The following is a 19,088-nucleotide window of genomic DNA, read 5'->3' as shown; positions in this document are numbered from 1 at the left end:
AAAGGAGTAAATATGAAAACAAGAATTATAGTGGATTCCACAATGGATTTAACAAAAGAAATTAAAGAAAAAGTAACAGTTGTTCCTCTTATGGTGCATTTCGGAGATGAGGAATTTATCGACGGGGTAACCATCAAGCACAACGAATTTTATGAAAAGTTAGAAACATCATCTTTTCATCCGTCAACAAGCCAGGCATCTCCTGATGCATTTATGAAAGTTTTTGATACTGTTAGCGAAGACGAAGAAGCAGTTGTTATAACTTTATCTCATAAATTATCAGGAACATTCCAGAGCGCTAATATTGCCTCTGAGGACTATAACAATATACATATAGTAGACACAGGAAGCGTTACTATTGGCGGCGGAATACTTGTTGAGAGAGCACTGCAACTTGTAGACGAAGGGCATAGTGCAAAGGAAATCAAAGAAATATTAGAAAAGGAAAAAGAAAAAATAGTTATATTTGCACTTCTTGACACATTGGAGTATTTAAAAAGAGGAGGAAGAATTTCCAAAACTGCCGCTTTTGCAGGTACACTTCTTAATTTAAAGCCTGTTCTTTTAGTAGTAGACGGAGAAATCACATCAATAGGAAAAGCAAGAGGTAATAAACAGGGTAATGCACTTGTTATAAAAGAAATAGAAAATGCAGGTGGAGTAAACCTTGATAAACCTGTTTTGTTAGGTTATTCCGGCGTAAGTGATGAACATTTATTAAAGTTTAAAGAAGATTCCAAAAATCTTTTCGGTGGAAGAGATGTCCCTTATACTTCTGTCGGAAGTGTTATCGGTACTCATGCAGGTCCTGGTGCAGTTATTGTAGCATTTTTTAAAAATTAATAATTTCTAAGACTCTTGTTGTGTTAGTTAGAACAGACAAAAAAAGGTGTAAAAACAAATTTGTTTTTACACCTTTTAAATGTTATAAATAAAAATCGTGGTTATTTATAGTTGTATAATATGTTCTGTTATTTAATATCCATCTGTTAGTTGCTATAACAGGGTTTAGAAAATACAAACTGTCTCCTGCCAGATTAACATCCCTTATAGCAAGAAGTGCTGCCATTACACTTTCGTTAGAGGGGGTATTATAAATTTTATTGTTTGCCACAGGCTGAAATTGTACGCCGAATTTCCTGTCAAATATAACTTCTGAAATAGTGTCAGGAAATTCATCACATTTAACACGGTTTAAAATAACATTTCCTACTGCAATTTTTCCTGAAAAAGGTTCTCCTGAACTTTCTGCCTCAATAATTCTTGAAAGCCACATAACATCATCTAAATTGTAGTCTTTCTCTATTATACCCTCGTCCACTTTAAGTTCGTCTTTAACAAGGTTTACAATATAAAAAGTGTTATTCCAGTCTACATAAAAACCAAAAAGTTCTGATACAAAACGAACAGGAACAAGTGTACGGTCATTATTTATTAGAACTAAATTATCCAGTTTAACTTGTGTATCGTTTATAAAAGCATAATCATATCCTTCATAAAGTTTAACCACAGTATCGTTATGAGAAAATGTAACGCTTCTTTCAGAATTATCCCATTCCATTTCGTAAATCCCGATAGCGTTTAAAACAAATCTTATGGGTGCATAAGCAGTGTTATCAATTATATAACTGTTGTCTTCTGTTTCTATAACATTTCCGTTAACACTAAGTGTGTATGGAACTAAATAATCTGTAGTATAATATGCATTGGCAGGTAATGTTAAAGTAAATATAAGTATAAGAGTAAGTAATAATTTTTTCATAATAACCTCCTTTTTAAAAAAATACAAGACCAATTTTAACATAGATTAAAAAAAATATCAATCCCTAATCATTTCCTTTACAAAATACTACAAAATATGATAAAATTATAGTGAGGTGGTTTTTTGTGAAATTTGTAATAGCAACCAATAATTCGGGTAAAGTAAAAGACTTTAATCTTATCTTATCTTTAATGGGGCATGAGGCAGTGTCTTTAAAAGATATGAATATAGAAATAGATGTAGAGGAAACAGGAACTACATTTAAAGAAAATTCTTATATAAAAGCAAAAGCAATTTACGATTATGTAAAAATGCCTACCATAGCCGACGACTCAGGTCTTTGCGTGGATGCACTTGACGGTGCTCCGGGAGTGTACTCTGCAAGATACGGAGGAGAAGGGCTTGACGACCACGGAAGATGCTTAAAACTTTTAGAAGAAATGAAAGATAAAGAAAACAGAAAAGCGCGTTTTAAAAGTGCAATATGCTGTATTTTAGATGATTTTACCGTAATAGAAACAGAGGGCGAATGTGAAGGAACACTCCTTTGTGAAATAGTCGGCGAAAACGGTTTTGGCTATGACCCTATGTTCTATGTTGAAAAGTATAAAAAAACATTCGGCGAAGTATCCAAGGAAGAAAAAAATGAAATAAGCCATCGAAGAAAGGCAATGAATAAACTAAAAGAGGAACTTGAAAAGATACTATGAATATAAGAGAAATGACCGAAGAAAGAGAATATGAACTTCTATCTTTATACGCTGCAAAATCAAGAGAAACTCTTGGCAGACAAATAAAAGAGCCTTTATGCGAAATAAGAACGGAATACAGAAGGGATGTAGACAGGATAACACATTCCAAAGCGTTCAGGCGTCTTATGCATAAAACACAGGTGTTTATATCTCCGTCAGACGACCATTACAGAACAAGGCTTACTCACACATTGGAGGTTTCCCAGATTGCAAGAACTATTGCAAGAGGTCTTTTTTTAAACGAAGCGTTAACAGAAGCCATAGCATACGCTCATGACTTAGGGCATACACCTTTCGGGCATATAGGCGAAGAAGTGCTTAACGAAATATGCGAAAACGGGTTTTGCCATAATGAGCAGAGTTTAAGAGTGGTGGACTATTTTGAAAAGGAAAACGGTCTTAACTTAACCTATGAGGTAAGGGACGGAATAGTTAACCATACAGGGAAAAATATTCCCAAAACCAGTGAGGGAAACATTGTGCGTCTGGCAGACAGAATTGCATATATAAATCACGATATTGACGATGCAATAAGAGCAGGTATTTTATCAAAAGACTCAATTCCAAAAAAGTTTATCAAAAGCCTTGGCAGTAAACACAGCATAAGAATAAATACAATGATTTTAGATGTTTTGTCAAACTCAGAAAACGGAGAAATAAAAATGAGTAAGTCTATATCTGAACTTACCGACGAACTTCGCGACTTTATGTTTGAAAATGTTTATTTATCACAGGCAGTAAGAAAAAAAGAGGATAAATGCAAAGGGATAGTAAAATTTTTATACGAGTATTTTTATAAAAATGTTAACCTGCTCCCTGTAGAATATTTAAAAAGACTTGACTCTGACGGCAAGGCAGTAACCGTTTGTGATTATATTGCAGGTATGACAGACAGGTATGCAATAACGACATATGAAGAAAAATTTTTAAAATCAGAAATCTTATAATTTGTAATTACAAAACGAGTTTAGATTAAATTTGCACCAAAATCATATTAAAAAAAGGAATTTTATTTTTTTTGTCGAAATAAAAAAGTAGAAATGTGGGTGATAGTTAGTGGCGCTGTATTTCGACGATATGCTTTTAGAAGAAATCAGGCAGAGAAATGATATTATAGATTTAGTTTCTATGTATACCGATTTAAAGCAAAGCGGTAATAGATTTTTGGGGTTGTGTCCTTTCCACAAGGAAAAAACCCCCTCTTTTTTTGTGAATAAAGACGACCAGTTATACTATTGCTTCGGTTGCCACGAGGGCGGAAATATAATCAATTTTGTTGAAAAAATCAATAATCTTGATTTTATAGAAGCAGTAAAATTTCTTGCAGAAAGAGGCGGAGTTCCTCTCCCTGAAGAAAACGGAGAAATATCCAAAGAACATCAGTTAAAAAAAGATATATATGAAATCAATAAAACTTCGGCTATCTATTTCCATAATAACTTAATGAAAGATGAAAATGCCCTTAAGTATCTTACCGACAGGGGCCTTGATATGAAAACTATCAAGAATTTCGGGTTAGGTTATGCCAAAAGTACATATGACGACCTTTATAATCATCTTAAACTTAATAAGTTTTCCGAATGGGCAATGTTAAAGGCAGGAGTTATATCTAAAAAGGAATCAAGAGTTTATGACTTTTTCAGAAGCAGAATTATTTTTCCTGTTATAGATTTAAGGGGAAATGTTATAGCATTCAGCGGAAGAGTTATGGACGATAGTCTTCCTAAATATTTAAACACAGGCGAAACCGAAGCCTTTAAAAAAAGGCAGAACTTATTCGGCTTAAACCTTGCTAAAAATTCCAAAGCCGATTATATCATTCTTGCCGAAGGGCAGATGGATGTTATAGCACTTCATAAATTCGGCTTTAACAGTGCAGTTGCATCGCTTGGCACTGCATTTTGTGAAGACCACGCTAAACTTATTAAAAGATATGCCAAAAAGGTTATAATCTGTTATGATAACGACTTGGCAGGAAAGAATGCTGTAACCAAAGCAGCAGAGTATCTTCTCTTTGAGGGGATAGATGTTAATGTTGCTATTTTAAAAGGTGGGAAAGACCCTGACGAAATTTTAAAAAAATCAGGAAGCGAATATTTTTTAAAACTTTTAAAAGATGCGCCGACATATATGGAATATCTTTTAGATATAGAAAAAGAAAAGGTGGATATCACATCTATCGAAGGGAAAATTAATTACGCAAGAATTGCAACCGTGCATCTTAGCAAACTTTCCGATTCTTTAGAACGTGAACTTTACATAAAAAAACTGTCAAGAGAACTTGATATAAGCGAAGAACTAATTTATAGCGAACTTAAAAAGATTACATCGAAAAACAAGAAGTTTGAAGAGAAAAAAACCGAGGTTAAAGAAAACATAAAAAGAAGAAACGAATCAAACGAAGATAAGATAAGAAATAACCTTGATGTGTGCGAGGGGGAACTTATCAATATATTAATAAACAGTATAACCTGGTTTAAAAGATTAAAAGACCATGTTGCCTGTTCCTATTTTTCTTTTGACCTTTATAATAAGACAGTAAAAATACTGGGCGAACTTCTTTTGGAAAAAGGCGGATATGATGTCAATATGGTGTTGGACAGGCTGCCCGATTTAGAAAAATCAAAAATAGCAAAACTTAAAATGAAAAGTTTAAATTATGAAGTTAACGAAAAGAATGTGTCCGACCTTTTAAAGAGAATAAATTATCTTAAAAATCAGTTTAATGTCGTAAAAGCAGATTCTTTGGAAGAATTAAACGCTCAACTTCATAAATTGAAAGAAAAAACAGATAAAAAATAAAAAATTATATATAATAAAATGGGAAAGATTTTTCCGTATACCGAAAGGAGAAAATAGATGTCTGAAGTAGTGAGTAAAAGAGCGGTTATTAAAGAACTCTTAGAACTTGGCAAAGCCAACAGTAAAATCACATTGGGAGAACTTAATGACCGTCTTAGTGAAATCGACTTAAATGTTGAAGATATCGAAAAGATTTACGAAAAACTCGAAAAAATGGGAGTTGAAATCGTAAATGATGGGGAAGGGGAAAACCCTGAGGATATGGACTTTAAAGAACACGAGGTTGAAGAGATAATTCTTCAGGACGGTGTTGGAATAGATGACCATGTCAGAATGTACTTAAAAGAAATAGGTAAAGTTCCTCTTTTATCAACAGAAGAAGAAATTATGTATGCAAAGCGTATGGCAGAGGGGGATGAAACTGCCAAGCAAATGCTTGCAGAAGCAAACTTAAGGCTTGTTGTTTCTATTGCCAAAAGATATGTAGGAAGAGGAATGCTTTTCTTAGATCTTATTCAGGAAGGTAATTTAGGTCTTATCAAAGCAGTAGAAAAGTTTGACTTTACAAAAGGCTTTAAATTTTCCACATATGCAACATGGTGGATAAGACAGGCGATTACCCGTGCTATTGCTGACCAGGCAAGAACTATAAGAATTCCTGTTCATATGGTTGAAACTATCAATAAACTGTTAAGAGTATCAAGACAACTTTTACAGGAACTTGGAAGAGACCCTACACCTGAAGAACTTTCAAAGCATCTTAATATGTCAGTTGAAAAGGTTAGAGAAATTCAGAAAATCAGTCAGGACCCTGTATCTTTAGAAACTCCAATCGGCGAAGAAGAAGACAGCCACTTAGGAGATTTCATCCAGGATTCAGATGCTCAATCTCCTGCTGATGCTGCCGCATATACTCTTTTAAAAGAACAGTTCCAGGAAGTTCTAAGCACCCTAACCCCAAGAGAAGCAAGAGTTCTAAAACTTCGTTTCGGCCTAGAAGACGGTCAGATGCGCACATTGGAAGAAGTGGGCAGAGAATTTAATGTAACCCGTGAAAGAATAAGACAGATTGAAGCAAAAGCATTAAGAAAATTAAGACATCCAAGCAGAAGCAAAAAATTAAAAGATTTCCTTAATTAAAATGATGTGGGTATGTTAAAAAAGTCTGGAACGCAAAAAGTTAAAAGATTTCCTTAATTCAAATCAAAGCGAAGTGTTTTTAAAAAACACTTCGCATTTTTAAAGTTTAATCACTTGAAAAAAATAAGATTTTAAATTATAATTATAATAAGTGTATAAATATATATTACATAAATAGATTGTAATTGTTTTAGGAGCAAGGTAATGAATTTAATTAAAAAATTTTTTAGAGGAATTGAAGCAACAAAGTTATTGTTGCTTACAATAGCAGGTTTTATAAACGCATTCGGTATTACGGTTTTTTTAACTCCGGTTAAGTTATATGACAGTGGAATTTCAGGGACTTCAATGCTTATTTCCCAGATTTCGCCCGAGTGGCTTTCTTTGCCTTTATGTCTGCTTTTACTTAATATTCCTTTATTTATATTCGGTTATAAAAAGCAAGGAAAACTTTTTACCATTTATTCTTTATATACAATTTCTATGTATGCATTGGGAGCATGGCTTATTACAGATATATTGCCTTTAGATGTGTCTTTCGCATCTCCTCTTGCGGGGGAAGACTTGCTTTTATGCGCTCTTTTTGGTGGACTTATCTCAGGGGTGGGAAGCGGTCTTACTATCCGTTTCGGTGGCGCTATTGACGGTGTAGAAGTTATGTCTGTGGTATTTGCCAAAAGATTGGGCGTTACAGTTGGCACATTTGTAATGGTGTATAATGTTATACTCTATGTTATATGCGGAATAGTGCTTAAAAACTGGATACTTCCTTTGTATTCAATCGTTACTTACGGAGCAGGGCTTAAAACAATAGACTTTATCGTAGAGGGTCTTGACCGTTCAAAAGCAGCAATGATTATAACCACAAAGCCGGAACAGATTTGCTATGAACTTATGAAAGAATTTGAATGTGGCGCAACTAAAATATCCGTTAGGGGTGGATATTCGGATGAAGATAAAACTATGATTTATTTTATCCTTGACCGTTTCCAGATTGCAAAAATGAGAAATATTGTTCATAATATTGATAAAGGCGCTTTTATAACTATTACAGAAGTCGCAGATGTGTTTAAATTTAATATTGACTAATTGTAAAGGAATGGATAAATTATGAATTTAAAAGAACTATTTTCTTTAATGGGTTTAACAATAGATGACACTAAAGAAGAGAAGTTTAAAAAATATACAAAACTTCTTACAGACTATAACAATAAGGTTAATCTTACCTCTATCTTAGACCCTGACGAAATAAATCTTAAGCATTATTTAGACAGTGTTCTGCCTGTACTGTCAGGCTTCTTTAAAGATGGGATGAGTGTAATTGATGTAGGGTGTGGCGCAGGATTTCCCTCTGTCCCTCTTAAAATTTATAATCCCTCTCTTAAATTTACCTTGTTAGATTCCCTTAATAAAAGAATAAACTTCTTAAATATATTAATTGAAGAATTAGGGCTAACCGATATTTCAACATTTCATTCCCGCGCAGAAGACGCAGGGCATATGGAAAATTACAGGCAAAAGTATGATATATGCGTTGCCCGTGCAGTAGCACCGCTTAATGTGCTTATGGAATACTGCACTCCGTTTGTTAAATGTGATGGCTATTTTATAGCCCTTAAAGGAAAGGACGGGGATATTGAACTTGATAATGCGAAAAATGCTATGAAGATTTTAAATATCGAACTTGTTAAAAAAGAAGAGTTTATTCTTCCTGGCACGGATAATCAAAGAAAAATTTACATATTTAAAAAGATTAAATCTACACCTGATAAATACCCTCGTCAGGCAGGTAAACCTACTAAAAATCCACTATAATAAAAATCTAAAACCCTGTCATATCTAAGCTTAAGCCTTAGATATGACAGGGTTTGTCGCAAATTGGCGAACGCTTTTTCTTTACAAATTGGAAAAAAATGGATATAATAACACTGTACCATGAAGAAAGGACGGTGTTATTTTTTTATGCTTAATATGATAAGTGCAAAAGTTGTGGACAAGCCTCGTTTAATGTTTATTTCGCCTGATATGATAGTTCCAAATAAATATCAGCCGAGAAAAGATTTTGACGAGAGCAAACTCTATGAATTATCCCGTTCAATAAAAGAGCACGGAATACTCCAGCCTTTAACCGTAAAGCAGATAGAAAAAGATTTATATGAATTAATAGCAGGAGAGAGAAGATTAAGGGCAGCAAAACTTATAGGTTTGGCAACCGTTCCTGTTATTGTTAAGAAATTTTCAAGAGAAGAATCAATGGTTCTTTCAATTATAGAGAACATACAAAGGCATGATTTAACCTTTTTTGAAGAAGCAGACAGTTACAGAAAGTTAATTGAAGAATGTAATCTGACACAGGAAGAACTTGCAAAAAAATTAGGCAAAAACCAATCTACCGTTGCAAATAAATTAAGGCTTTTAAAACTTGAGCCTGACCTTAAGCAGATAATAATTGATAATAACCTTACCGAGCGCCATGCAAGATGTTTAATTAAACTTGATGAATATGAATTAAGAGAAAAAGCAATAAATGAAATAATAAGCAAAAACTTAAATGTAGCCCAGACCGAAAGCCTTATTTTAGGACTTTTGGGCGAGGTAAAAAGAGAAAATAAAAAAAATCACACTAAATTAAGATGTGTAAGCCTGTTTAAAGATTTAAGAATTTTTTCAAGCACCATAAATCAGACTGTTGATTTAATAAGACAGTCAGGGCTGCTTATAAAGTCAAACAAGAAAGAAACGGATGACTTTATTGAATATGTCATTAGAGTAGATAAAAATCTACCTAATAATAAATAACTTAAATATTCCGTTTTTGCATCTTTAGTTTTAACTTTTAAACTAAACGGAATATTTAAAAAAACCCCATTCTCCATTACACCTGTTTAAATTAAGAATACACCCCCTTTTGTGTTCTTAATTGTAAGATATTGTAAATCCCCTTATATAATATCCGTAACAGGTGAAAAAATCTATTTACAAAAAACTCCGGTCAGCCTGCCGGAGTTTTTTGCATAAGTTATCAAAAAATAAGTAAAAGTAAATTTAATATGAATATTTTAAAAAAATACTTTATTTTTTTGAAAAACTATTGTATAATAATTACGATTGTAATATTTTATAATGCAATTTAATTTAAAAATTATAATATATTTTTGAGAGGAGAAAATATTATGACAAAAAATCAAGCAGTATTAACTTGGTTAGAAGAAATGAAAGCTCTTTGTAATCCTGACCAGATTGTTTGGGTTACAGGGGAAGAAGCTCAACTTGAAGCTTTAAGAGAAGAAGCATGTGCAACAGGCGAAATTCTTAAATTAAACCAGGAAAAATTACCTGGATGTTACTATCACAGAACAGCAGAAAACGACGTTGCCCGTGTTGAAGACAGAACATTTATTTGTACACCTACAAAAGAAGAAGCAGGTCCTATCAATAACTGGATGGAACCTTCCCAAATGTATGAAAAATTAAACAAATTATACAAAGATTCTATGGTAGGAAGAACAATGTATGTTATTCCTTACTCAATGGGTCCTGTTGGTTCTCCATTCTCTAAAATCGGTGTAGAACTTACAGATAGTATCTATGTTGTATTAAACATGGCTATTATGACAAGAGTTGGCAATAAAGTATTAGAAGCATTAGGCGAAAATCCTGATTTCGTTAAATGTTTACACGCTAAAAAAGATGTTGATCCTGAAGAAAGATATATCGTTCAGTTCCCACAGGATAAAACAATTATGTCTGTTAACTCAGCATACGGCGGAAACGTTTTACTTGGTAAAAAATGTTTTGCTCTACGTATTGCTTCATACCTTGGTATGCAGGAAGGCTGGATGGCTGAACATATGCTTATCTTAGGTTTAGAAAACCCTCAGGGCGAAGTTAAGTACATCTGTGCTGCTTTCCCTTCAGCATGTGGTAAAACAAACCTTGCTATGTTAATTCCACCTGAATATCTAAAAGAAAAAGGATATAAAGTATGGACAGTTGGGGACGATATCGCTTGGTTAAGAATCGGTCCTGACGGAAGATTATATGCTATTAACCCTGAAGCAGGTTTCTTCGGCGTTGCTCCTGGTACAAGCGAAAAAACAAACTTTAACGCTCTTGCAGCTACAAAGAAAAATACAATCTTTACAAACGTTGCTATAAATAACGATGACAATACAGTTTGGTGGGAAGGCTTAGATAAGAACCCTCCTGAAAATGCAACAGAATGGAAAGGTTCAGTTGTTAACGGTAAAGAATTTACTGCTGAAGGTAACAAACTTGCTCATCCAAACTCAAGATTTACAGCACCTGCAGTTAACTGCCCATGTATTTCTTCTGAATTTGAAAATCCAATGGGAGTTCCTGTATCTGCAATCGTATTCGGTGGCAGACGTGCTAAATGTGCTCCATTAGTATACCAGTCAAGAGATTGGGAACACGGTACATTCGTTGGTGCTACAATGGCATCTGAAACTACTGCAGCAGCAGCAGGAGCAGTTGGTGTTGTTAGACGTGACCCAATGGCTATGAAACCTTTCGTTGGTTACAATATGGCTTCTTACTGGCAGCACTGGTTAGACATGGGTAAAAAATTAGGCGACAAAGCACCTAAAATCTTCCATGTTAACTGGTTCAGAAAAGACGAAAATGATAACTTTATGTGGCCAGGTTTCGGCGACAATATGAGAGTTCTTAACTGGATTTTAGACAGATGCGACGGTAAAGTTGACGCTAAGGAAACTGCTATCGGTTACGTTCCTAACGTTAGCGATGTTGACGTTACAGGTCTTGATATGACAACTGCTGAAATCGAAGCATTACTTTCAATCGATAACAAAGTATGGCTTGAAGATGTAGAAAACATCAAAGAATACTTCGCACAGTTCGGCGATAAACTTCCAAAAGAAATGGCTGAACAGTTAGCAAAACTTGAATCAAACTTAAAATAATATTTTTTAAAACAGGGCTGATATTCTTAATGAATATCAGTCCTTTTTTTAGTGTGTGATTGACACTAAAAGGCATTTTTGATATAATAAGTATAACAGTTTTTATAATAAGGAGTAAAGTTATGCGCAAAACAAAAATTGTTTGTACCGTTGGCCCTGCAAGTGAAACAAAAGAAGTTTTAGTAGGTATGTGTAAAGCGGGTATGAATGTTGCAAGATTAAATTTTTCTCACGGTGTTTATGAAGACCACCAAAGAAGAATTGATATGATAAAAAGTGTCAGGAAAGAACTTAATTTGCCTATCGCTATTATGCTTGATACCAAAGGCCCTGAATACAGGATAAAAACATTTAAGGATGGTAAAATAACTCTTTTGGAAGGGGATACATTTACCTTTACAACAAGAGATATTATAGGGGATGAAAGTATAGTTTCTGTTAGTTATAAAGGCCTTAAAGATGAACTTAAAAAAGGAGACACAGTCCTTCTTAATAACGGTCTTTTAAGTTTTGAAGTTAAAGAAGTGGATAACACAGATATTATCTGCAGGGTTGTAATAGGCGGAGAACTTTCAGACAGAAAAAGTATGAGTTTTCCTGGTAAAGTTATGAAGCAGAAATATCTTTCTGAGCAGGATAAAAAAGATATAGCCTTCGGGATAAAAAACGGAATAGATTATATAGCCTGTTCCTTTGTTTCAAGCAAACAGGACTTAATAGATATCCACGAATATTTAAAAGAAATAGATGCAAAAAATATTGAACTTATAGCAAAAATTGAAAATCAGGCAGGGATAGATAATATCGTAGAAATTTGCGACTGGTGTGATGGTATTATGATTGCCAGAGGAGATATGGGTGTTGAAGTTCCTTTTAATGAACTTCCTGCAATTCAGAAAAAACTTATAACTCAGTGCAGACTGCTCGGCAAAAGAATAATCACTGCAACCGAAATGTTAGAAACTATGATTTATAACCCACGCCCTACAAGAGCAGAAATATCAGATGTTGCAAATGCTGTGTATGACGGTACAAGTGCAATTATGTTATCAGGAGAAACTGCAGTCGGAAAATATCCTGTAAAAGCAGTTGAAACAATGTCAAAAATAGCAGAAACAACCGAAAATAATATTAAATATAATAAAAGGCTTCATAATTTTGAGTTTAAAATCAAAAATGCTGTTGATGCTATTTCTCATTCCACCTGTGGTATGGCAATCGACCTTGACGCAAAAGTTATTGTCGCTTGTTCAATTTCAGGGATGACAGCAAGAATGGTATCAAGATTCCGTTCGTCAGTGCCTATTATAGGTCTTACAACCAATGAAAACACATGGAGAAGACTTGCACTTTCCTGGGGAGTAATTCCTGCTATGTGTGAAAAATTCACATCTACCGATGTATTATTTTATAATGCTAAAAAAATAGCAACCGAGACTCTTAATTTAAAAGAAGGAGACAGAATTGTTATTACAGGCGGAAATACAACAGGTCAGTCGGGTAATACAAGTCTTATAAAAGTTGAAGAAATATAGTAATAATGGGAAAAACTGCTTTTTATGTAAAAGCAGTTTTTTTATGCCAACTGTTGACTTTTAAAGATAGTTGCTTTAAAATAAAATTTAGAGAATTTATATTGAAATGAGGAATTAAAAATGAAAATAGAAACAAAATGTTTACATTCCGGCTATAAGCCTAAAAACGGAGAAGCACGTGCTCTTCCTATATATCAGAGTACAACTTTTACCTTTGATTCAACAGAGTTTATAGGTGATTTGTTTGACTTTAGCGCATCTGCTCACTTCTACTCAAGATTATCCAACCCAACCGTTGCAGCAGTAGAAGATAAACTTGCAGATTTAGAAGGAGGTATAGGCGCTCTTTTAACTTCTTCAGGTCAGGCAGCAACTACTATTTCTCTTCTTAATATTTTAAAAGCAGGAGACCATTTTATTAGTTCTGCCACAATTTACGGTGGAACATATAATCTGTTTAATGTAACACTTAGAAAACTTGGCATTGATGTTACATTTGTTGATCCGTCTTTACCGTTAGAAGAACTTCAGAAAAAGTTTCAGCCTAATACCAAAGCAGTTTTCGGAGAAACAATTTCTAACCCTACAATAAATGTTTTAGATATTGAAAAGTTTGTTAAACTTGCACACGATAACAATGTTCCTTTTATTATAGATAATACATTTGCAACCCCTATTTTATGCAGACCGATAGAATACGGTGCAGATATTGTAATTCATTCTACAACCAAGTATCTTGACGGTCATGCTATCCAGGTGGGTGGAGCAATTATAGATTCAGGTAATTTTGACTGGAAGAAAAACGGATTTACAGAACTTTATGAGCCTGACGAATCTTATCACGGATTAATATATACCGACCATTTTGGAAAGGCAGCATATATAGCAAAAGCAAGAGCGCAGATGATGAGAGATTACGGAATGTGCCAGAGCGCCAACGGTGCTTTTCTTCTTAATTTAGGTATTGAAACCTTGCCTTTAAGAATGGCTAAGTATTGTGAAAATGCTCTTAAAGTTGCCGAATTTTTCACAACCCGCAAAGAAATTAAGAGTGTTAGTTATCCTGGCCTTAAAGAAGATAAATATCATAATTTATGCAGTAAATATCTTCCTGACGGGGCAAGTGGCGTTATAGCAATTATAATCGAGGGCGGAAAAGAAAAAGCAGTTAAATTTATGGATAATCTTAAACTTGCTTCAAATGTTGTCCATGTTGCAGATATAAGAACTTGCGTTCTTCATCCTGCAAGTGAAACTCACAGACAACTTTCTGATGAACAACTTAAAGAAGCAGGAATTGATGCAGGTCTTATAAGAGTTTCAGTTGGGCTTGAAAATGTTGAAGATATAATCGCAGATTTTGAACAGGCGCTTAATTTACTATAAATAAAACGAAAGGAAAATCTCAATTCTTTGAGATTTTCTTTATATAAATGAGAAGTTGATACACTGCACTAATCTATAAAAAAGGGGATAAATTATGAGAGTGTATGTATTTTATAATCCAAAATCAAATAACGAAACGGGAATAAAGGGGTTAGAAAAAGTAAAGGAAATTTTAAAGAACGAAACCCTTGATATTTGTGATATTACAACAGTTAATAACTGGAACTCATTTTTTAATAATATAAATAAAACGGACAGTGTTATTATAATAGGCGGAGACGGAACGCTAAACCATTTTGTAAATGAGTGTGATAATTATACCGACAATACATATTATTTCCCATGCGGAAACGGAAACGATTTTGCAAGGGATATAAAAGGGGATAACAAATTAATACCCATAAAAAAATATACTAAAAAACTTCCCGTTTGTATGATAAACGGTAAAAATTATAAATTTATAAACGGAGTGGGGATGGGCTTTGATGCATATGTCTGCTCCAAAGTAAACGATTTAAGACAGGAAACTAAAAAGTCAGTTAATTATGTAGGCGTAGCATTAAAAGGAGTTTTCGGAAAATATAAAACAACTAATGCTAAAGTTTTGGTAGATGGGAAAGAACATAACTTTAAAAATGTTTGGTTTGCAGCAACAATGAAAGGAAGATTTTGCGGCGGAGGGTTTATGTTAACACCCAAGCAAAACAGATTAGAAGAAGACGGAAAACTCTCACTGATTGTTGTGCATAATGCTCCTAAACTTAAAATTTTATATGCATTTTTGCTTGTCTTTAAAGGTAAGCATACGAAACTTAAAAAAAGCGTTACCATTTTAGAAGGTTATGATATAAAAGTAGAGTTTGATAAACCGTCATATCTTCAGATAGACGGAGAAACTCATACTAATATATCCTCCTGTCATTTGGAAGCAAATAAGGAATATATCGAGGTGTAAATATGGAATTTGAAAAAGTAATAAACAAAAGATATTCTTGCAGAAATTTTGATAATACCAAAGAAGTAAGTGATGAAATAATAAAAAAAATAATAGAAGCGGCAAGGTTGGCTCCGTCTGCTTGTAACGGTCAACCGTATTATTTCACAGTCTTAAAAGGGGATATGGCAAAAGAAGTAGCAAAAGCCACAACAAAAATGGGTATGAATAAATTCTCTTTAGATGCCCCATGTTTAATTGTTGTAAGCGAAAAGCCGTATGTTAAATCTGCCCTTTTAGGCTCAAAACTTAAAAATAACGACTACCGTTCAATAGATATAGGAATAGCAACTGCCCATCTTACATTAGCCGCAGCAAATGAAGGCGTCGACTCATGTATATTAGGTTGGTTTGAAGAAGACAAAGTGCAGCAAATTTTAGGAATTAAAGACAGAGTCCGCCTTGTAATTTTATTAGGCTATGCAAAAGAAGATGTAAAGGTTAATAAAAAAAGAAAAACGATTGAAGAAATATCGAATTTGTAGAATAATAGAAAAATATCCACCTGAGTAAAGGTGGATATTTTTTGTCTATCTACGGTTAATTTTATCTGATAAATCTCCATATAATGGTGTTGCCAAACCAAAACCACCCGAAACGGTTAATATCTGCCCTGTGGTATATTTAGAATCATCCGATGCAAAATATACGGCAGCGGCAGCAATCTCTTCGGGAGTACCCATTCTTTTAAAGGGAATATGTCGCATAAAGAGTTCTTTAAAATTTTCTGTAAGATTTTTTGATACTGCTTCTGTTGCTGTCATTCCCGGCAAGATTGCATTACATCGTATTTTATTTTTTGCTTCGTGTACAGCTATAAGTTTTGTAAGATAATTGATAGCCGCCTTACTTGTTCCGTAAGCAATCTGGGAGATATCAGGAACAAGACCACCCACAGATGATATATTTATAATGCTTCCTCCACCGTTTTTTGCCATGTGCTTGGCAACTTCTTTACTTGCCATAAATACACTTCTTAAGTTGATATTTACAATATCAAAAAAAACATCTGTATCAGTGTTTGAAAAGTCAAGGTCTTTCCCTGGATTTGAAGTTCCGAAATTGTTAACCAGAACATCAATACGCCCTGCATCTTTTATTACTTCATCAGTCATAGTTGTATACGACTCAGGGTTACTTGCATCGTTATAAACATATTTTACTCTACATCCATCTGAATTAAGTTTATTTGCTTCCTCTTTTGCCAGTTCTAAATTTCTTGCCGCCATATAAACTATAGCACCTTCTTTGGCAAAGACTTTACTAATGGCAAGACCTATTCCTCTGGTTGAGGCAGTGATTAAAACAACTTTGTCTTTTAATTTCATGCTTTTTCTCCTTTTTTAATATAAATTTTAGGTAGGAACAATACTATCGTAATACCTGCAATAACGCAAAGAATTTCTGCTATTGCAAGAAACTTTATCGATTTTATTGCAGCAGTAATTTCATTTGCACCACTATTTACAATATTTGTTACTCTGTTTGTAAAAAGAGGGACAAATATTGCTACTCCAAATGGTGCGGCAAGATCACGGAATAACCCGTATGTTCCCGTTCCTGCTCCGGCAACTTCATTAGGTACACCCGACAGTACAATTTTCATAAAAATTGAAGCGTTTCCTCCAAGCCCAAAGCCTAATATGCCAAGAGAAGCAGCAAGTAAAATTACTGAGGCTTTTGCAGTAAATAAAAGCATTATTGCGCAGCCAATTCCTGTAAGTGCAAGTGAAACTGCTAAAATCTTTTTTGGTTCTGTACGGTCTGCCAATGGTCCTAAAATAACAGAACCAAGAGACATACCAATATACATAATTGAAATTGCATAACTGGATATAATAGTATTGTCAGGCTGGGTATAGTTAATGAATACAATTATATTTGTCATATTTGCCTGCATAAGACCTTGAGTTAAAAAAAGAGCAAGAACTGAAAGAAAAAACTTTTTTCTTTTCATAAATTTCCAGCTAAGAATTGGATTTATAGCCTTTTTTTCAGCATAAATAAGACCGGCAAACGAGATAACTGATGCGATTAAAATAATTATAAACCATACCGATCTTATTCCGTAATTCTGACCAAATGACGGTAGGCACAGCATAAGAGTAAAGAAAATTAAAACCCAAAAAGAACCAATGCTATCAAAATGTGTAAGTGGTTTTAACCTTATTCCGTCTTTTTTGTGTGTAACAATGCAAAGCAATAAAATAATTACTGAAATTGCAACGCATACCCACATCATTGTTCGCCAATCATAAAATTCAATAAGCAAACCACCAAGTGTAGGTCCAAAAATTACTGCACTGCTTGAAATAAGCATATATAATGAAAAACCCTTTGCAATTTTTTCAGGCGGAAACTCTGTAACAATGTAGGACATTACAACAGGTGCAATAGCCGCGCTTCCTATTCCCACAATAAAACGGGCAATAATCATAAAAAATAATGATGGTGCTACTGCTGTGAGAATGTTGCCAAGAGTAAAGATTGCTATACCAATAAATAATGTTATCCTTCTGCCTATTACATCGCCCAGTTTGCCAAGAATGGGAGCAAATGCTGCAGTCGAGGCTGCCATAGATAAAGCGGTCCATGTTGTATTGTTATATGGTAAATTTAAATTGCTGACAAATGCAGGGCCGAGTACAGCAGTAAAGCCACCAACAGCACCTACCAAAAATGCAGCAAGTGCATATGGTACAAAATCTTTTAAATAGGGTTTTGAAACATTAACTTCCATAAGATATCACTCCAATCAATCCATAGTATAACCATTATTTATGTATTTATTTAAAGTATTTGGTTATACTTTTATATAGAAAGGAGGAATCGTATTGAAGGAACTGTTTTTTACTTGTAAGCATTGTGGAAATATTATTGCTATGATAAGGGATAGTGGTGTTCCTATACAATGTTGCGGCGAAAATATGGAAAAAATAATTCCGGGTACTAAAGAAGCATCCGAAGAAAAACATATTCCTGTATATAAAAGAGAAGACGATACGGTAATCGTTTCAGTCGGTTCAGTCGAACATCCTATGGAACCCGAACATTATATTGAGTGGGTATGTATTGAAAGCGACGATGGTTTTTCTTACAAGCAACTAAAACCAAACACACCTCCAAAGGCGAATTTTTTATTACACAAAGGAGATAACATAAAAGCAGTATATGCCTTTTGTAATCAACATAGTCTTTGGAAAACAAAATAAAAAAGGAGAAAATAATTATGTCTTTAATTAACAAAGAAATTTCGGATTTTAAAGCTTACGCATTTCACGGAGACGATTTTAAGATGGTTTCCAAAGAAGATATTTTAGGAAAATGGAGTGTATTCTTTTTCTACCCTGCAGATTTTACTTTTGTATGTCCAACAGAGTTAGAAGACTTGGCAAATAAGTATGAAGATTTTAAAAATGTCGGATGTGAGATATATTCTGTATCTACTGACACACATTTTGTTCATAAAGCATGGCACGACGCATCTGAAAGAATTAAAAAAATCAATTATCCTATGCTTGCCGATCCTACTCATGAAATTTCAAAAGATTTTGAGGTTTTAATCGAATCAGACGGTCTTGCAGAGCGTGGTACCTTTATCATAAATCCTGAAGGTAAAATTGTAGGCTATGAGGTAACAGCAGGAAATGTGGGTAGAAATGCTGAAGAACTTTTCCGTAAAGTTCAGGCATGTCAGTTTGTACACGCTCACGGAGATCAGGTTTGTCCTGCTAACTGGCAACCGGGAGCAGAAACACTTAAACCAAGCCT

18 protein-coding genes are annotated in these 19,088 nt (G+C 34.1%); 15 read left to right on the top strand and 3 right to left on the bottom strand.

Translation table 11 applies throughout. The features are described 5' to 3' along the window. Positions 1 to 12: 12 nt before the first annotated feature. Positions 13 to 843, top strand: coding sequence for a DegV family protein (locus IKZ35_02715; GenBank protein MBR4892876.1), 831 nt, complete (start codon positions 13 to 15; stop codon positions 841 to 843). A gap of 82 nt (positions 844 to 925) precedes the next feature. Here IKZ35_02715 and IKZ35_02710 read toward each other — a convergent pair whose 3' ends face one another. Beyond that, on the bottom strand, positions 926 to 1,762 hold the full coding sequence (locus IKZ35_02710; protein MBR4892875.1) for a cell wall hydrolase: 837 nt from the start codon (positions 1,760 to 1,762) through the stop codon (positions 926 to 928). Between the two features lie 125 nt (positions 1,763 to 1,887). Between IKZ35_02710 and IKZ35_02705 the strand changes: the two genes are divergently transcribed. The 12 genes from IKZ35_02705 (at position 1,888) to IKZ35_02650 (ending at position 15,802) form a co-directional block, all read left to right on the top strand. After that, a complete protein-coding gene (locus tag IKZ35_02705) occupies positions 1,888 to 2,472 on the top strand; it encodes an XTP/dITP diphosphatase (protein MBR4892874.1) in 585 nt (194 codons plus the stop codon). Next, a complete protein-coding gene (locus IKZ35_02700) occupies positions 2,469 to 3,461 on the top strand; it encodes a deoxyguanosinetriphosphate triphosphohydrolase (GenBank protein ID MBR4892873.1) in 993 nt (330 codons plus the stop codon). The genes IKZ35_02705 and IKZ35_02700 overlap by 4 nt, the downstream gene beginning before the upstream one ends. 109 nt (positions 3,462 to 3,570) lie before the next feature. Next, positions 3,571 to 5,316, top strand: a complete 1,746-nt coding sequence (locus IKZ35_02695; protein MBR4892872.1) for a DNA primase — start codon at positions 3,571 to 3,573, stop codon at positions 5,314 to 5,316. 57 nt (positions 5,317 to 5,373) lie between these two features. After that, positions 5,374 to 6,456 (top strand): RNA polymerase sigma factor RpoD, encoded by a 1,083-nt coding sequence (gene rpoD / locus IKZ35_02690; GenBank protein ID MBR4892871.1) that lies wholly within the window; start codon positions 5,374 to 5,376, stop codon positions 6,454 to 6,456. 204 nt (positions 6,457 to 6,660) lie between these two features. Beyond that, on the top strand, positions 6,661 to 7,545 hold the full coding sequence (locus tag IKZ35_02685) for a YitT family protein (GenBank protein ID MBR4892870.1): 885 nt from the start codon (positions 6,661 to 6,663) through the stop codon (positions 7,543 to 7,545). A gap of 21 nt (positions 7,546 to 7,566) precedes the next feature. Next, complete coding sequence (gene rsmG / locus IKZ35_02680) at positions 7,567 to 8,271, top strand: 16S rRNA (guanine(527)-N(7))-methyltransferase RsmG (protein MBR4892869.1); 705 nt, start codon at positions 7,567 to 7,569, stop codon at positions 8,269 to 8,271. Positions 8,272 to 8,418: 147 nt separating this feature from the next. Further along, positions 8,419 to 9,255, top strand: a complete 837-nt coding sequence (locus IKZ35_02675; GenBank protein ID MBR4892868.1) for a ParB/RepB/Spo0J family partition protein — start codon at positions 8,419 to 8,421, stop codon at positions 9,253 to 9,255. A 374-nt stretch (positions 9,256 to 9,629) separates the two neighbouring features. After that, the gene (locus tag IKZ35_02670; protein MBR4892867.1) at positions 9,630 to 11,402 is read left to right on the top strand and encodes a phosphoenolpyruvate carboxykinase (GTP); all 1,773 of its coding nucleotides are present in this window, start codon (positions 9,630 to 9,632) and stop codon (positions 11,400 to 11,402) included. Positions 11,403 to 11,524: 122 nt separating this feature from the next. Further along, positions 11,525 to 12,937 (top strand): pyruvate kinase, encoded by a 1,413-nt coding sequence (gene pyk / locus IKZ35_02665; GenBank protein MBR4892866.1) that lies wholly within the window; start codon positions 11,525 to 11,527, stop codon positions 12,935 to 12,937. A gap of 120 nt (positions 12,938 to 13,057) precedes the next feature. Then, positions 13,058 to 14,323 (top strand): O-acetylhomoserine aminocarboxypropyltransferase/cysteine synthase, encoded by a 1,266-nt coding sequence (locus IKZ35_02660; GenBank protein MBR4892865.1) that lies wholly within the window; start codon positions 13,058 to 13,060, stop codon positions 14,321 to 14,323. A gap of 94 nt (positions 14,324 to 14,417) precedes the next feature. Beyond that, on the top strand, positions 14,418 to 15,278 hold the full coding sequence (locus tag IKZ35_02655; protein MBR4892864.1) for a diacylglycerol kinase family protein: 861 nt from the start codon (positions 14,418 to 14,420) through the stop codon (positions 15,276 to 15,278). A 2-nt stretch (positions 15,279 to 15,280) separates the two neighbouring features. Continuing rightward, positions 15,281 to 15,802 (top strand): nitroreductase family protein, encoded by a 522-nt coding sequence (locus IKZ35_02650; GenBank protein ID MBR4892863.1) that lies wholly within the window; start codon positions 15,281 to 15,283, stop codon positions 15,800 to 15,802. 45 nt (positions 15,803 to 15,847) lie between these two features. Here the strand turns inward: IKZ35_02650 and IKZ35_02645 are convergent, their stop codons facing one another. Both IKZ35_02645 and IKZ35_02640 read right to left on the bottom strand, forming a co-directional pair. Beyond that, a complete protein-coding gene (locus IKZ35_02645) occupies positions 15,848 to 16,645 on the bottom strand; it encodes an SDR family oxidoreductase (GenBank protein ID MBR4892862.1) in 798 nt (265 codons plus the stop codon). Then, entirely contained in the window at positions 16,642 to 18,057 is a 1,416-nt protein-coding gene (locus IKZ35_02640) for an MFS transporter (protein MBR4892861.1), read from the bottom strand. Before IKZ35_02640 ends, IKZ35_02645 begins: the two co-directional genes overlap by 4 nt. Before the next feature lie 94 nt (positions 18,058 to 18,151). Here IKZ35_02640 and IKZ35_02635 point away from each other — a divergent pair, with 94 nt between their 5' ends. Continuing rightward, entirely contained in the window at positions 18,152 to 18,529 is a 378-nt protein-coding gene (locus IKZ35_02635) for a desulfoferrodoxin (GenBank protein MBR4892860.1), read from the top strand. Between the two features lie 17 nt (positions 18,530 to 18,546). Next, positions 18,547 to 19,088 (top strand): peroxiredoxin (gene ahpC / locus IKZ35_02630; protein MBR4892859.1); only part of this gene is annotated, 542 nt, incomplete at its 3' end.

Source organism: Clostridia bacterium (assembly GCA_017554615.1).
Lineage (GTDB): Bacteria > Bacillota > Clostridia > UMGS1840 > HGM11507 > SIG450.
Note: the sequence above shows the minus strand (reverse complement) of the source record. Positions and strands in the feature narration are given on the sequence as shown.

Excerpts from the sequence above, each read along its gene's own strand:
- IKZ35_02710 (MBR4892875.1), bottom strand. The coding sequence starts at position 1,762 with ATGAAAAAATTATTACTTACTCTTATACTTATATTTACTTTAACATTA.
- IKZ35_02650 (MBR4892863.1), top strand. The coding sequence starts at position 15,281 with ATGGAATTTGAAAAAGTAATAAACAAAAGATATTCTTGCAGAAATTTT.
- IKZ35_02655 (MBR4892864.1), top strand. The coding sequence starts at position 14,418 with ATGAGAGTGTATGTATTTTATAATCCAAAATCAAATAACGAAACGGGA.
- IKZ35_02685 (MBR4892870.1), top strand. The coding sequence starts at position 6,661 with ATGAATTTAATTAAAAAATTTTTTAGAGGAATTGAAGCAACAAAGTTA.
- IKZ35_02675 (MBR4892868.1), top strand. The coding sequence starts at position 8,419 with ATGCTTAATATGATAAGTGCAAAAGTTGTGGACAAGCCTCGTTTAATG.
- IKZ35_02700 (MBR4892873.1), top strand. The coding sequence starts at position 2,469 with ATGAATATAAGAGAAATGACCGAAGAAAGAGAATATGAACTTCTATCT.
- pyk (MBR4892866.1), top strand. The coding sequence starts at position 11,525 with ATGCGCAAAACAAAAATTGTTTGTACCGTTGGCCCTGCAAGTGAAACA.
- IKZ35_02645 (MBR4892862.1), bottom strand. The coding sequence starts at position 16,645 with ATGAAATTAAAAGACAAAGTTGTTTTAATCACTGCCTCAACCAGAGGA.
- IKZ35_02640 (MBR4892861.1), bottom strand. The coding sequence starts at position 18,057 with ATGGAAGTTAATGTTTCAAAACCCTATTTAAAAGATTTTGTACCATAT.
- IKZ35_02660 (MBR4892865.1), top strand. The coding sequence starts at position 13,058 with ATGAAAATAGAAACAAAATGTTTACATTCCGGCTATAAGCCTAAAAAC.
- rsmG (MBR4892869.1), top strand. The coding sequence starts at position 7,567 with ATGAATTTAAAAGAACTATTTTCTTTAATGGGTTTAACAATAGATGAC.
- rpoD (MBR4892871.1), top strand. The coding sequence starts at position 5,374 with ATGTCTGAAGTAGTGAGTAAAAGAGCGGTTATTAAAGAACTCTTAGAA.
- IKZ35_02715 (MBR4892876.1), top strand. The coding sequence starts at position 13 with ATGAAAACAAGAATTATAGTGGATTCCACAATGGATTTAACAAAAGAA.
- IKZ35_02670 (MBR4892867.1), top strand. The coding sequence starts at position 9,630 with ATGACAAAAAATCAAGCAGTATTAACTTGGTTAGAAGAAATGAAAGCT.